General features: G+C 61.7%; 13 protein-coding genes. 4 read left to right on the top strand and 9 right to left on the bottom strand.

Annotation, left to right across the window (positions count from 1 at the left end; genetic code table 11):
* Positions 1 to 5 precede the first annotated feature (5 nt).
* Positions 6 to 470, top strand: coding sequence for an outer membrane lipoprotein (locus tag AC19YX_RS19255; RefSeq protein ID WP_078470157.1), 465 nt, complete (start codon positions 6 to 8; stop codon positions 468 to 470).
* 75 nt (positions 471 to 545) lie between these two features.
* Here AC19YX_RS19255 and nhaA read toward each other — a convergent pair whose 3' ends face one another.
* Positions 546 to 1,733, bottom strand: coding sequence for a Na+/H+ antiporter NhaA (nhaA, locus tag AC19YX_RS19250; RefSeq protein WP_078470158.1), 1,188 nt, complete (start codon positions 1,731 to 1,733; stop codon positions 546 to 548).
* Between the two features lie 319 nt (positions 1,734 to 2,052).
* On the opposite strand from nhaA, the gene AC19YX_RS19245 reads away from it, so the two are divergent.
* Positions 2,053 to 3,147, top strand: a complete 1,095-nt coding sequence (locus tag AC19YX_RS19245) for a PLP-dependent cysteine synthase family protein (protein ID WP_421547911.1) — start codon at positions 2,053 to 2,055, stop codon at positions 3,145 to 3,147.
* Between the two features lie 59 nt (positions 3,148 to 3,206).
* Here the strand turns inward: AC19YX_RS19245 and AC19YX_RS19240 are convergent, their stop codons facing one another.
* The 3 genes from AC19YX_RS19240 to AC19YX_RS19230 all read right to left on the bottom strand — a co-directional run bounded on the left by AC19YX_RS19240 (position 3,207) and on the right by AC19YX_RS19230 (position 6,283).
* Complete coding sequence (locus tag AC19YX_RS19240) at positions 3,207 to 4,820, bottom strand: NAD(P)/FAD-dependent oxidoreductase (RefSeq protein ID WP_500606788.1); 1,614 nt, start codon at positions 4,818 to 4,820, stop codon at positions 3,207 to 3,209.
* A gap of 110 nt (positions 4,821 to 4,930) precedes the next feature.
* Positions 4,931 to 5,611, bottom strand: a complete 681-nt coding sequence (locus AC19YX_RS19235; protein ID WP_078470161.1) for a COG3650 family protein — start codon at positions 5,609 to 5,611, stop codon at positions 4,931 to 4,933.
* Between the two features lie 72 nt (positions 5,612 to 5,683).
* Positions 5,684 to 6,283, bottom strand: coding sequence for a short chain dehydrogenase (locus AC19YX_RS19230; RefSeq protein WP_201129750.1), 600 nt, complete (start codon positions 6,281 to 6,283; stop codon positions 5,684 to 5,686).
* Between the two features lie 105 nt (positions 6,284 to 6,388).
* On the opposite strand from AC19YX_RS19230, the gene AC19YX_RS19225 reads away from it, so the two are divergent.
* Positions 6,389 to 7,297 carry a LysR family transcriptional regulator gene (locus AC19YX_RS19225; RefSeq protein ID WP_500606787.1) on the top strand — a complete coding sequence of 303 codons (909 nt, stop codon included), beginning with the start codon at positions 6,389 to 6,391 and terminating at the stop codon, positions 7,295 to 7,297.
* Positions 7,298 to 7,395: 98 nt separating this feature from the next.
* Here the strand turns inward: AC19YX_RS19225 and AC19YX_RS19220 are convergent, their stop codons facing one another.
* From AC19YX_RS19220 to AC19YX_RS19200, 5 genes are all read right to left on the bottom strand, one after another.
* Positions 7,396 to 8,097: an ABC transporter ATP-binding protein gene (locus tag AC19YX_RS19220; RefSeq protein ID WP_078470164.1), complete on the bottom strand. Its 702-nt coding sequence runs from the start codon at positions 8,095 to 8,097 to the stop codon at positions 7,396 to 7,398.
* Entirely contained in the window at positions 8,098 to 8,865 is a 768-nt protein-coding gene (livG, locus tag AC19YX_RS19215) for a high-affinity branched-chain amino acid ABC transporter ATP-binding protein LivG (protein ID WP_020299086.1), read from the bottom strand.
* Complete coding sequence (locus AC19YX_RS19210) at positions 8,862 to 10,118, bottom strand: high-affinity branched-chain amino acid ABC transporter permease LivM (protein ID WP_078470165.1); 1,257 nt, start codon at positions 10,116 to 10,118, stop codon at positions 8,862 to 8,864. Before AC19YX_RS19210 ends, livG begins: the two co-directional genes overlap by 4 nt.
* Positions 10,115 to 11,038: a high-affinity branched-chain amino acid ABC transporter permease LivH gene (gene livH / locus AC19YX_RS19205; RefSeq protein ID WP_078470166.1), complete on the bottom strand. Its 924-nt coding sequence runs from the start codon at positions 11,036 to 11,038 to the stop codon at positions 10,115 to 10,117. Before livH ends, AC19YX_RS19210 begins: the two co-directional genes overlap by 4 nt.
* 232 nt (positions 11,039 to 11,270) lie before the next feature.
* Positions 11,271 to 12,398, bottom strand: coding sequence for a branched-chain amino acid ABC transporter substrate-binding protein (locus AC19YX_RS19200; RefSeq protein ID WP_020299083.1), 1,128 nt, complete (start codon positions 12,396 to 12,398; stop codon positions 11,271 to 11,273).
* Positions 12,399 to 12,747: 349 nt separating this feature from the next.
* Between AC19YX_RS19200 and AC19YX_RS19195 the strand changes: the two genes are divergently transcribed.
* Complete coding sequence (locus AC19YX_RS19195; protein ID WP_043230208.1) at positions 12,748 to 13,053, top strand: DUF2288 domain-containing protein; 306 nt, start codon at positions 12,748 to 12,750, stop codon at positions 13,051 to 13,053.
* Positions 13,054 to 13,227: the final 174 nt, after the last annotated feature.

The raw sequence follows: 13,227 nt of genomic DNA, 5'->3' as shown, positions 1-13,227 counted from the left end.
ATCCTATGCGTAAGTCTGTTCTGCTAGTTGCTTCCTTCACCACGATGGCGATGTTGCTCGGTGGCTGTGCCTCGAACCTGACCGGTGACTCTTACTCCCGTGATGAAGCGCGTCGTGTGCAGACCGTTCGCATGGGCACCATTGAATCCCTGCGTCCGGTGAAAATCGAAGGCACCAAGACCCCAATCGGCGGCGCTGCTGGCGCCGTGATCGGTGGTGTCGGCGGCAGCGCCATCGGTGGCGGTCGCGGCAGCATCGTCACTGCGGTGATCGGCGCAGTCGCCGGTGGTCTGCTGGGCTCGGCCACCGAGGAAGGCCTGACCCGCACCCAGGGCGTGGAAATCACCGTACGTGAAGACGACGGCAGCATGCGTGCCTATGTGCAGCAGGTGCAGGAAAACGAAGTGTTCCGCGTCGGTGATCGCGTGCGCATCATGACGGTCGATGGCACCAGCCGCGTTACTCGTTGATCGCATCCTGCAAAACAAAACCCCGGTCAGTTGCCTGACCGGGGTTTTTTGTTTTCAGCCTGGGCCAACCCTGGCTCAGGAGGGCAGGGCGTTGCTCTTGCGGCTGGCGGCGGCAGTCACCGCGTAGCCGATCAGGGCGGCGAAGAGCGAGCCGGTGAGGATGCCCATGCGGTCCATGCCGGCGTATTCACTGCTGCCCGGAACAAAGGCCAGGGAGCCGACGAACAGGCTCATGGTGAAGCCGATCCCGCACAGGATCGCCACGCCAAACACTTGTCCCCAGTTGGCGCCACTGGGCAGCGCGGCCAGGCCGCTCTTGACCGCCAGCCAGGTCAGGCCGAATACCCCGACAGTCTTGCCGAGCAGCAGGCCGACGGCGATGCCCATGGGCACGAAGTGGGTGAAGCTCTCGGCGGTGACCCCGGTCAGGGACAGCCCGGCATTGGCGAAGGCGAACAGCGGCAGGATGCCGTAGGCCACCCAAGGGTGCAGGGCGTGTTCCAGGTTGCGCAACGGCGACGGTTCGGCATTGCGAGTGCGCAGCGGGATGCACAGGGCCAGGGTCACGCCGGCCAGGGTGGCATGCACGCCGCTCTTGAGGACGCAGACCCAGAGGATCAGGCCAATGATCATATAGGGCCCGAGCTTGACCACCCCCAGCCGGTTCATGGCTACCAGCGCCGCCACACAGGCTGCCGCCAGCATCAGCGACAGAGTCGACAGCGCCCCGGAGTAGAACACCGCGATGATAATGATCGCGCCCAGGTCGTCGATGATCGCCAGGGTCATCAGGAACAGCTTCAGCGATACCGGCACCCGCTTGCCGAGCAGGGCCAGGACCCCGAGGGCGAAGGCAATGTCGGTGGCAGTCGGGATCGCCCAGCCGTTCAGCGCCGGCGGGTTGTCCTTGTTGAGGAACCAGTAGATCAGCGCCGGCACCAGCATGCCGCCGATCGCCGCGGCGCCCGGGAGCACGATCTGCGACGGCTTGGACAGATGGCCTTCGAGGACTTCGCGCTTGACCTCAAGCCCGATCAGCAGAAAAAACAGCGCCATCAGGCCATCGTTGATCCACAGCAGCAGGGGTTTGGCGATTTTCAGGGCGCCGATCTGGGCCACCACGGGGGTGTCCAGCAAGCCGTTGTACAGCCAGGACAGCGGTGAATTATTGATGATCAGGGCCAGAACTGCGGCGGCAATCAATAACAGACCGCTGGCAGCTTCCAACTGAAAGAAACGAGTGAAAGTACTACGCAGAGGCAAGGTCGCTCTCCATAAAAACGCTAAAGGTGGCACACCCTAACCCGTACCGTTAGTTGTTAAAACAAAAGTTATATTCTTTTTTGTTATAAGCAGAGGAAAAGCGCGCTGCTGAAAATACGGCCTGTCAGTTGTGTATCCAATTGCTTCATAGCTGTACCTGTGAGGCGCGCGGGATTTTTCCTACCATGGCGCCCAATAGCCCCTTGAACATAGTCCATCGCCGCCGTCGTGCAGCCTGTTTCAAGGGGGCCGGGTTCCCACTCCGGGCCACTATCCTCCTCTTGCGCCGCCGTGGCGTTCGATCCAGCGAGAACCGACCATGAGCGACAACCGACAATGGGCCCGCGAGGCCATCCGCATTATCGAAGCCGACTTCCAGCGCAGCGCCGATACCCACCTCATCCCCCTGCCGTTGCCTGGCCTGCCCGGGATCGAACTGTATTTCAAGGATGAGTCCAGCCACCCCACCGGCAGCCTCAAGCATCGCCTGGCGCGCTCGCTGTTCCTTTATGCGCTGTGTAATGGCTGGCTCAAGCCTGGCGCGCCGGTGATCGAGGCCTCCAGCGGCTCGACGGCGATTTCCGAAGCTTATTTCGCACGCCTGCTGGGCTTGCCGTTCATTGCGGTGATGCCGGCCAGCACCTCCCAGGAGAAGATCGCGCAGATCGCCTTTTACGGCGGCAAGAGCCATCTGGTGCAGGACCCGACGCAGATCTACGCCGAGTCCGAGCGTCTGGCCCGGGAAAGCGGCGGGCACTTCATGGACCAGTTCACCTACGCCGAGCGGGCCACCGACTGGCGCGCCAACAACAACATCGCCGAGTCGATTTTCCAGCAACTGCGCTGCGAACGTTACCCGGAGCCAAGCTGGCTGATCTCCAGCCCGGGCACCGGCGGCACTACCGCGACCCTGGGGCGTTATGTGCGTTATCGCCAGCATTGCACCCGGGTCCTGTGCGCCGATGCCGAGCGTTCGGTGTTTTTCGATTACTACCAGAGCGGCGATGCCAGCCTGCGCCTGGAGTGCGGTTCGCGGATCGAAGGCATCGGTCGGCCACGGGTAGAAGCTTCGTTCCTGCCCAAGGTGATCGATGCGATGGTCAAGGTGCCGGATGCGCTGTCGCTCGCGGCCATGCATTACCTGGCCCAGCGCCTGGGGCGGCGGGTAGGGGGCTCAAGTGGCACCAACCTGATTGGCGCCCTGATCGCCGCGCAGCAGATGAAGGAGGCGGGAGAGTCGGGTTCGATCGTGGCGATTCTGTGCGACGGCGGCGAGCGCTATGCAACCACCTATTACGATCAGCCGTGGCTGGCCGCCCAGGGGTATGAGTTGAGTGGTTTGATCGACGCGGTAGCCGCCAGCGTGGAGCAGGGCGTTGCGCTACCGGCCAGCGTATTGCGCGCCGGCATCTGATCGACCCGGCGCCACGGTCCTGGGTCAGGACCGTGGCGAGGGCAATGCAGGCTTGTGACTTAAGCTTCGAGCCCAAGCATGTTGCGTGCTACGGCTTCGGCGATGCGAATCCCGTCGACGCCCGCCGAGAGGATGCCGCCTGCGTAACCGGCGCCTTCCCCGGCCGGGTACAGGCCTTTGACGTTCAGGCTTTGCATGGCTTCGTTGCGGGTGATACGCAGCGGCGATGAGGTGCGGGTCTCGATCCCGGTCAACACCGCGTCGTGCAGCGAGTAACCCTTGATCTGGCGGTCGAAGGCCGGCAGCGCTTCACGAATGGCTTCGATGGCAAAGTCCGGCAGGGCCAGGGCCAGGTCGCCCAGGGCCACACCGGGCTTGTAGGACGGCTCGACGCTGCCCAGGGCGGTGGAAGGTTTGCCGGCGATAAAGTCGCCCACCAGCTGCGCCGGTGCTTCGTAGTTGTTGCCGCCGAGTTCGAAGGCCAGGGATTCCAGGCGCTCCTGCAATTCGATGCCGGCCAGCGGGCCACCCGGGTAGTCCACTTCCGGGGTGATGCCGACCACGATCCCGGAGTTGGCGTTGCGCTCGTTGCGCGAGTACTGGCTCATGCCGTTGGTCACGACCCGGTTCGGCTCGGAGGTTGCGGCAACCACGGTGCCGCCGGGGCACATGCAGAAGCTGTAGACCGTGCGGCCGTTCTTGGCATGGTGCACCAGCTTGTAATCGGCGGCGCCGAGTTTCGGGTGCCCGGCGTATTTGCCCAGGCGTGCGCTGTCGATCAGCGACTGGGGGTGTTCGATCCGGAAGCCTACCGAGAACGGCTTGGCTTCCATGAACACGCCACGGTCGTGGAGCATGCGGAAGGTGTCGCGGGCACTGTGGCCCAGGGCCAGGATCACGTGCTCGGAGTGCAGCTGTTCGCCGCTGTTGAGCTCGACACCGGTCAATTGCCCGTCTTCGATCAGTACGTCGGTCACCCGTTGCCCGAAGCGCACTTCACCACCCAGGGCGATGATCTGCTGGCGAATGTTCTCCACCACGCCGGTCAGGCGGAAGGTGCCGATGTGCGGCTTGCTGACGTAGAGGATCTCTTCCGGCGCGCCGGCCTTGACGAACTCGTGCAGGACCTTGCGGCCCTGGTGTTTCGGATCCTTGATCTGGCTGTAGAGCTTGCCGTCGGAGAAGGTCCCGGCACCGCCTTCACCGAACTGCACGTTGGACTCGGGGTTGAGCACGCTTTTGCGCCACAGGCCCCAGGTGTCCTTGGTGCGCTCGCGCACTTCCTTGCCACGTTCGAGGATGATCGGCTTGAAGCCCATCTGCGCCAGCAGCAGGCCGGCGAAGATGCCGCACGGGCCGAACCCGACCACGATCGGGCGTTGGCTCAAATCGGCCGGGGCCTGGCCCACCACCTTGTAGCTGACATCCGGCGCCAGGTTGACGTTACGGTCATCGGCGAACTTGCCCAGCACCTTGGCCTCGTCGCGCACCTGGGCGTCGATGGTGTAGATGAAGCAGAGTTCGGAGGACTTCTTGCGCGCATCGTAGCTGCGCTTGAACAGGGTGAAGTCGAGCAGGTCATCGCTGGCGACGCCCAGGCGCTGCGCGATGGCAGGCCGCAGGTCTTCTTCAGGATGGTCGATCGGCAACTTGAGTTCAGTGATTCGTAACATGACGGGATCCGATTCGCGGGACGCACAAATGCGTCAGGGCGGTTTTACAAACCGGCGATTATAAGCCGCAAAGCCCGGATCCCGTGAGGTTAAAACGGTCGCCCGTCGAATCAGTCGTTGCGCGAACCGCCGAAATAGGCGCAACCGCGCTGCACTTCACCGTTGATCCGCAGCTCGGCCGTCAGGTGCTGGACGCTGCCGGTCTGGCTGTCGACGCAACGCTGGGGCGCAACCCAGAGCTCGACGTGCTGGTTATTGGCTTCGCTGGTGAGGTTGAAGCGGCCGTCACCCAATTGCTCTTCCAGGTAGGGCAGGGCCAGGGCCGGCTGGCCGGCGCGTTCGAGCATCATGCCCTTGGCGCTGACGTCCAGGTTCCAGGCCGGGGTCTTGCCACTGGCACGCAGGATCAGGCGCTGGAAGTTGGGGTCGTTGCAGGCATTGCCCGAGCGTTCGACGCGGTATAGCTGGCGCAGCTCCACCTGGCCATCGCCGCTGGCCTTGTTCGAGGAGAAGCTGCCGCGCAGATCGGCGAACAGCTTGCCCTGTTGGTCGGCCAGGGTCGCGGCTTCCTGCAGTACGCTGGTGCCGCCGCTGTCCTTGACCACATAGCGGCGCTGTTCGTTGCACGGTTTGAACAGCAGTTGCCCGTCGGCGGCGGTGAGTTCGCCTTGCATCCGGGTCAGGCCCGCCATGGACGGGGCCTGGGGTTGGCCATTGAGCATCGGCAGCATCTGGCAGCCAGCAAACAGAGGGAGCAGGGCGATACAAAGCAGTGAACGGGCGGCGCGCATTATCGGGTCTCCAGACAAGTGCCGCCACGTTACGCAGGCTGGCCGCGCATCACAACCCCGCTCCGGCAATGCCTAGCCGACCTGGTAGACCTGGCCGGTTTGCAGACCTTCAACACTCTTGGCGTAAGCCAGGGCGACTTCGGCGGCATTCACTGGCTTGAAGCCTCGGAAGTACGGGGCATAGCTGCCCATCGCTTCCTGGACCACGGTGGGGCTGATGGCGTTGATTCGCAGGCCGCGGGGCAATTCGAGAGCGGCAGAGCGTACGAAACCATCGATGGCGCCGTTGACCAGGGCCGCCGAGGCGCCGGTGCGGATCGGGTCGCGGTTGAGGATGCCCGAGGTCAGGGTGAAGGACGCACCGTCATTGGCGAACTCACGGCCGATCAGCAGCAGGTTGACCTGGCCCATCAGTTTGTTCTCCAGGCCCAGGGTGAAGTCGTCGGCGCTCATGTCCCCCAGGGGGGCGAAGGTCACTCTGCCGGTGGCGCTGATCAGGGCGTCGAATTTTCCGGTTTGTTCGAACAGGCGGCGGATCGAGGCGCTGTCGCTGATGTCCACCTGCAACTCGCCACTGGTGCGACCGATGCGGATCACTTCATGACGTTGCGAGAGCTCATGGTCAACGGCCGAGCCAATGGTGCCGTGGGCGCCAATCAAGAGAATTTTCATGTTGAGGTTCCTGAGGGTGGGTGAACGAAGTTGCAGTCTAAGGTGGTTTTTTCTGTTGATTAACGCGCTAATAGGCAATCTTTGGTTTTCAAATGGAAACAATCCATGAGCGAGATGGATGACTTGGCGGCGTTTGCCGTTTTGATCGAAGCCGGCAGCTTTACCCTGGCCGCCCAGCAGTTGGGCTGCAGCAAGGGGCAACTGTCCAAGCGCATCAGTCAGCTGGAGGCCAAATTCGCCGTGGTGCTGTTGCAGCGCACCACCCGTAAGCTGAGCCTGACCGCCGCCGGCGCTGCCTTGCTGCCTCAGGCCCAGGCGCTGGTGGTGCAGGTGGAACGCGCGCGCCAAGCCCTGGCGCGGCTCAAGGACGACATGGCCGGGCCGGTGCGGATCACGGTGCCGGTGTCGTTGGGGGAGACGTTTTTCGATGGCCTGCTGCTGGAGTTTTCCCGGCGCTACCCCCAGGTGCAGATCGAGCTGGAGCTCAATAACCTCTACCGCGACCTGTCACGGGACGGTTTCGACCTGGCGATCCGCTCCGAGGTGGCCAATGACCAGCGCCTGGTGGCCAGGCCGCTGCTGGCCTGGCGTGAGCTGACCTGCGCCAGCCCGGCCTACCTCGAGGAGCACGGCGAGCCCCTGGCGCCCCGGGACCTGGCCGAGCATCGCTGCCTGCTCAACAGCCACTATAGCGGCCGCGAGGAGTGGCTTTATCACCAACAGCACGAGCTGTTGCGGGTGCGTGTTTCCGGGCCGTTTGCCAGCAATCACTACAACCTGTTGAAGAAGGCCGCACTGGCGGGCGCCGGCGTTGCGCGACTACCGTCCTACCTGTTGCAGGCCGAACTGGCCGACGGCCGCCTGCGCTGGCTGCTGCGCGATTACCAGACCCGGAGCATGCCGATGTACCTGGTGCACCCCTACCAGGGCGGCCTGCCCAAGCGCACCCAGGTCCTGGCCGATTACCTGATCGGCTGGTTCAAGCGCAGCGGCGAAGCCCTCGACCGCCTGTAGCCGCTGCCGCAGGCCCGGGCCGTGTTCGGACGCTGGGAGTGGGCAGCGGAGCCATAAAAAAACGGCCCCGAAGGGCCGTTTTTGGTTGACGCATGCGGCTAGCCGCCCAGGTACGCTTCGCGCACTTTGGGGTCGGTCAGCAGGTCTTCACCGGAGCCTTGCATCACCACCCGGCCGTTTTCCAGCACGTAGGCGCGGTCGGCGATTTTCAGCGCCTGGTTGGCGTTTTGCTCCACCAGGAACACCGTCACCCCATCACGTCGCAGCTGTTCGATGATGTCGAAAATCTGCTGGATGATGATCGGTGCCAGGCCCAGCGACGGCTCGTCGAGCAGCAGCAGCTTGGGCTTGCTCATCAGCGCACGGCCGATGGCGAGCATTTGCTGTTCACCGCCGGACATGGTGCCGCCGCGCTGGGTGAAGCGTTCCTTGAGCCGGGGGAACAGGTGCAGCACCTTGTCCATCTGCTCCTGGTAGTCGCCCTTTTCGGTGAAGAAACCACCCATGGCGAGGTTTTCTTCCACGGTCAGGCGCGCGAACACCCGACGACCTTCCGGCACCACGGCAATGCTCTTGCGCATGATCTGCGCCGACGTCTGCCCCACCAGTTCCTCACCCATGTAACGGATGCTGCCGCTGTGGGCCTGGGGCGAACCGCAGAGGGTCATCAGCAGGGTGGATTTACCCGCGCCGTTGGCCCCGATCAGGGTCACGATTTCGCCCTGGCGGATCTCCACGTTGACGCTGTGCAGGGCCTGGATCTTGCCGTAGAAGGTGGAAACGTTTTCGAATTGCAGCATTTACGCTTCCCCCAGGTAGGCTTTGATCACTTCAGGATTGTCGCGGATCTGCTCCGGCGTGCCGTCGGCCAGGGGCGTGCCCTGGTTGATCACAACGATGTGGTCGGAAATGCTCATGACCAGTTTCATGTCGTGTTCGATCAGCAGCACGGTGACGTTGTGCTCTTCACGCAACATGCTGATCAGCGCCTTGAGGTCCTCGGTTTCCTTGGGGTTGAGGCCGGCGGCAGGTTCGTCGAGCATCAGGATCCGCGGCCGGGTCATCATGCAGCGAGCGATTTCCAGGCGCCGTTGCTGACCGTAGGCCAGGGTCCCGGCGGTACGGTTGGCAAACTCCGTGAGGTTGACCTTGTCCAGCCAGTACTCGGCGAACTCCATGGCATCGCGCTCGCTCTTGCGAAATGCCGGGGTCTTGAACAACCCCGCCAGGAAGTTGGTGTTCAGGTGCCGATGCTGGGCGATCAACAGGTTCTCGACCGCGGTCATGTCCTTGAACAGACGCACGTTCTGGAAGGTGCGCACCACGCCTTTACGGGCGATCTCATGGCCTGGCAGGCCTTCGATGGCCTGGCCGTCAAGCTGGATGCTGCCACCGCTGGGCTTGTAGAAACCGGTCAGGCAGTTGAAGACCGTGGTCTTGCCGGCACCGTTGGGGCCGATCAGGGCCACGACCTGTTTTTCCTTGACGGTCAGGGCCACGCCGTTGACCGCGAGCAGGCCGCCGAAGCGCATGCTCAAGTTTTCGACTTTAAGGATCTCGCGGCTCATTTTCGCAACTCCATGTGTGGGCGTTGCATCGGCAGCAGACCTTGTGGACGCCAGATCATCATCAGCACCATCAAGGCGCCAAACATCAACATGCGGTATTCACTGAACTCGCGCATCATTTCCGGCAGCAGGATCATCACCACGGCAGCGAGGATCACCCCCAGCTGCGAGCCCATGCCACCCAGGACCACGATGGCGAGAATGATCGCCGACTCGATGAAGGTGAAGGACTCGGGCGTGACCAGGCCCTGACGCGCAGCAAAGAAGCTGCCGGCGAAACCGGCGAAGCTGGCGCCCAGGGTAAAGGCCGAGAGTTTGATCACGGTCGGGTTCAGACCCAGGGCACGGCAGGCGATTTCATCTTCACGCAGCGCTTCCCAGGCACGCCCGATCGGCATGCGCAGCAGGCGGTTGATGACGAACAAGGCCGCCAATGCCAGCAACAGCGCAACCAGGTAGAGGAAGATCACTTTGTTGATCGAGTTGTATTGCAGGCCGAAATACTCGTGGAAGGTCTGCATGCCTTCAGCGGCTTTACGTTCGAACGTCAGGCCGAAGAACGTGGGTTTCTCGATGTTGCTGATGCCATTCGGGCCGCCGGTGAGGTCGGTCATGTTGCGCAGCAACAGACGGATGATTTCACCAAAGCCCAGGGTCACGATCGCCAGGTAGTCGCCACGCAGCCGCAGTACCGGGAAACCCAGCAGGAAGCCGAAGGTGGCGGCCATCATCCCGGCGATGGGCAGGCAGATCCAGAAGCTCAGGCCGAAGTAGTGCGACAGCAGCGCGTAGCTGTAGGCGCCCACGGCGTAGAAACCGACATAACCCAGGTCCAGCAGGCCGGCGAGCCCGACCACGATGTTCAGGCCCAGGCCCAGCATCACGTAGATCAGGATCAGGGTGGCGATATCCACCGCGCCCCGCGAGCCGAAGAACGGCCACACCAGGGCCCCGACGATCAGCGCGAGAATGATCCAGCGCTGGGTCGTTGGCAGGGTCAGGAAGTTGCTGGCCTTGGCCGGGATCAACGGCATGCTTGGCGAGGATTTCCAGGCCGCGCTGATCTGGTGGTTGAACAGCACCCGCAGGAACATCAGCACCGAGCAGATCGCAATGATTGCCAGGGTGGTGTTGCTGGTGTTGTGGACTTCCAGGTTGATGCCGACGATGGTCAGTTTCAGGCCGAGTACCGGGTAGGCGACGGCCCAGACCAACAGGGCGCTGAACAGCGCCGATTTAAGATTCCTAGTCATACTTTCTCAACCTCCGGACGGCCCAGAATGCCGGTCGGCCGGAACAACAGCACCAGAACCAACAAGCCGAAAGCCACGACGTCCTTGTACTGGTCACCGAATATATCGGCGCCAAAGGCTTCAGCCACCCCCAGCACCAGCCCGCCGAGCATGGCTCCCGGGATGCTGCCGATACCGCCCAGAACCGCTGCGGTGAAGGCCTTGAGACCGACCAGGAAGCCGGCGTTCGGGTTGATCACGCCGTATTGCATGCTCAGCAACACCGCAGCCACAGCCGCCAGTGCCGCACCGATGACAAAGGTCAGGGCGATGATGTTGTTGGTATTGATACCCAGCAGGTTGGCCATCTTGATGTCTTCGGCACAGGCACGGCAGGCGCGACCCAGGCGAGAACGGGAGATGAACAGCGTGAGGCCGAGCATGGCCACCAGGGTCACCACGAACACCACGATCTGCATGTAGGAGATCAGCACTTCATGTGCGCCGCCTGGCCCGATGGAGATGTTGCCCGGGATCAGGTTGGGGATGGATTTGTCCTTGGAGTCCTGCGCCAGCAGAACCGTGTTCTGCAGGAAGATCGACATGCCGATGGCCGAGATCAGCGGGATCAGGCGGTTACTGCCACGCAAGGGGCGGTAGGCGATCCGTTCGATACTGTAGCCGTAGGCACTGGTGACGACGATGCTCGCGATAAAGGCTGCGGTCATCAACAACGGGACACTGTCGAGTCCCATCATGGCCAGCCCGGCGATGGCGATGAACGCCACGTAGGAGCCGATCATGTATACCTCGCCGTGGGCGAAGTTGATCATTCCAATGATGCCGTAAACCATCGTATAGCCGATGGCGATCAGGGCATACGTGCTGCCAACGGTCAGACCGTTAACCAGCTGTTGGAAAAAGTGATAGATGTCAGGCATTACAACGCTCCTAAAAACCTGATACGCATTTCACTGGTGGAGTCATTTTCCCGCTTGGACCCCGTAGATCTGCATCCACTTCGGGTGCAAGTTTTGCCAGCGAACCGCTGATGACGGTTTTGAGATTTTCAGGTGGGGAGGCCCCGGATCACGGAAGCACGGCCCATTACATTCGTAAAACAAAGCCCACGGCACGCCGTGGGCTTTATTGGACGCTCAGTAGGACAGGGCCTTATTGAGGCGAGACTTCGGTTTTAGGTTTGCCGAAGTGCCACTCGTAGACCACGAATTTGAAGTCTTTCAAGTCACCCTTGGCGTCGAAGCTCAGATCGCCAGTTGGGGTTTTGAACGTGCCGGCGTGGATGGCTTCAGCCACCTTGGCGGCATCTTCGCTCTTGGCGGCAGTGATACCACCGGCGATGACTTCAACAGCGGAGTAGGCAGGGAACACGAACGGGCCGCTTGGGTCTTCTTTCTTGGCCTTGAAGGCATCTGCCAGGGCGACGTTGGCCGGATCCTGGTCGAAGGATTTCGGCAGGGTCACCAGCAGGCCTTCGGAAGCGTCCTTGGCGATCTGGGAAATGGAGTCGTTACCCACGCCTTCCGGACCCATGAACTTGGCTTTCAGGCCTTTTTCCTGGGCTTGACGCAGGATCAGGCCCAGCTCTGGGTGGTAGCCGCCGTAGTAGACGAAGTCGACATTGGCTTGCTTGAGCTTGGCGATCATCGAGGAGAAGTCTTTGTCGCCGGCGTTGATGCCTTCGAACACGGCAACCTTGGTGCCTTTTTTCTCCAGGGTCTGCTTCACGGCGGTGGCGATGCCTTCACCGTATTGCTGTTTGTCGTGCAGCACGGCGACGATTTTCGGCTTCACGTGGTCGGCGATGTAGTTACCGGCGGCAGGGCCCTGGGCGCTGTCGAGGCCGATGGTGCGGAACACCATTTTGTAACCACGGGCGGTGATGTCCGGGCTGGTGGCAGCCGGGGTGATCATGATCACGCCTTCGTCTTCGTAGATGTCGGAAGCGGGTTGAGTGGAGCTGGAGCAGAGGTGACCGACCACGAACTTGACGCCGTCGTTGACGACTTTGTTGGCCACGGCCACGGCTTGTTTCGGATCGCAGGCATCGTCGTATTCAACGGCTTCGAGTTTCTTGCCGTTGACGCCGCCCTTGGCGTTGATTTGCTCGATGGCCATTTTGGCGCCACTGAACTGCATGTCGCCGTACTGGGCTACAGGGCCGGTTTTAGGGCCGGCAATGCCGATCTTGATGGTGTCAGCTGCGAACGAATGGCTGGCAACCCCGGCCAGGACCATAGCGGCAAACAGTTTGGAAATCTGCTTAGTAGCCTTATTCATAGTGCTCCACTCTTACTGTTGTAATTTTTATAGTTCTGGCGGCCAGAGACGCAGAACCGGGTCAGATAGATCTTTGTTATCCCCGGAAATGCCCCTGGCAACTGTACCGGTACAGTGTAGAGCGCCGGTTGTTCGCTTGAAAAGCTGGCTGCTGGGGGCAAAACCATAGGGTGTCGCTTTATTGAAAGAAAAAGACAGAATTGCGGCGGGATTTTCGCTGTAGTGCGGCCTTGTTGGAGGGCAATCCTTGGCGTTTCTGGAGTTCTCTATCGTTGACGCGTTGGCATCTGGGTTTTTCTGCCAGATCACCGACGTTATGATTGCGCCGATTTCTTTTCTGGACAGTCCCATGACTCAAGAACCTAGCACCCTCTATGCCAAGCTGCTTGGTGAAACCGCATCTATTACCTGGAAGGAGCTGGAACCGTTCTTCGCCAAGGGTGCCCTATTGTGGGTCGACCCCGGGCTGGATCTGATCGAAGCGGCGCAGGCCATGGCCGAGAACCAGGCCGAGAAAGTGGCTGCCTGGCTGGCCGAAGAGAAGGTTGCCAAAGTGTCTGCGACGCGGGCGCTGGATCTGGTGGAACGAGATCCGCAGCTGTGGGCGGTGGTGGTATCGCCGTGGATTATGGTCCAGGAAAGGGCGTCTGCCTGATGCTGCGCACCTTCATGGTGCGCATTTTTCCCGACAGAAAGTGTGTAGCGGAGTAACCGCGATCCGGGTGATGGCATCTTGCCGTGAAGAAAGGCCCCACCGCTTTTTCAGCCTGGATGACGTTCACGGAAGGGGAACAGTTTCAAGCCCAGCCGACGGGCTGCTTAATTGTTT

The sequence above is a fragment of the Pseudomonas sp. MF09150 genome (genome assembly GCF_059862355.1).
Note: the sequence above shows the minus strand (reverse complement) of the source record. Positions and strands in the feature narration are given on the sequence as shown.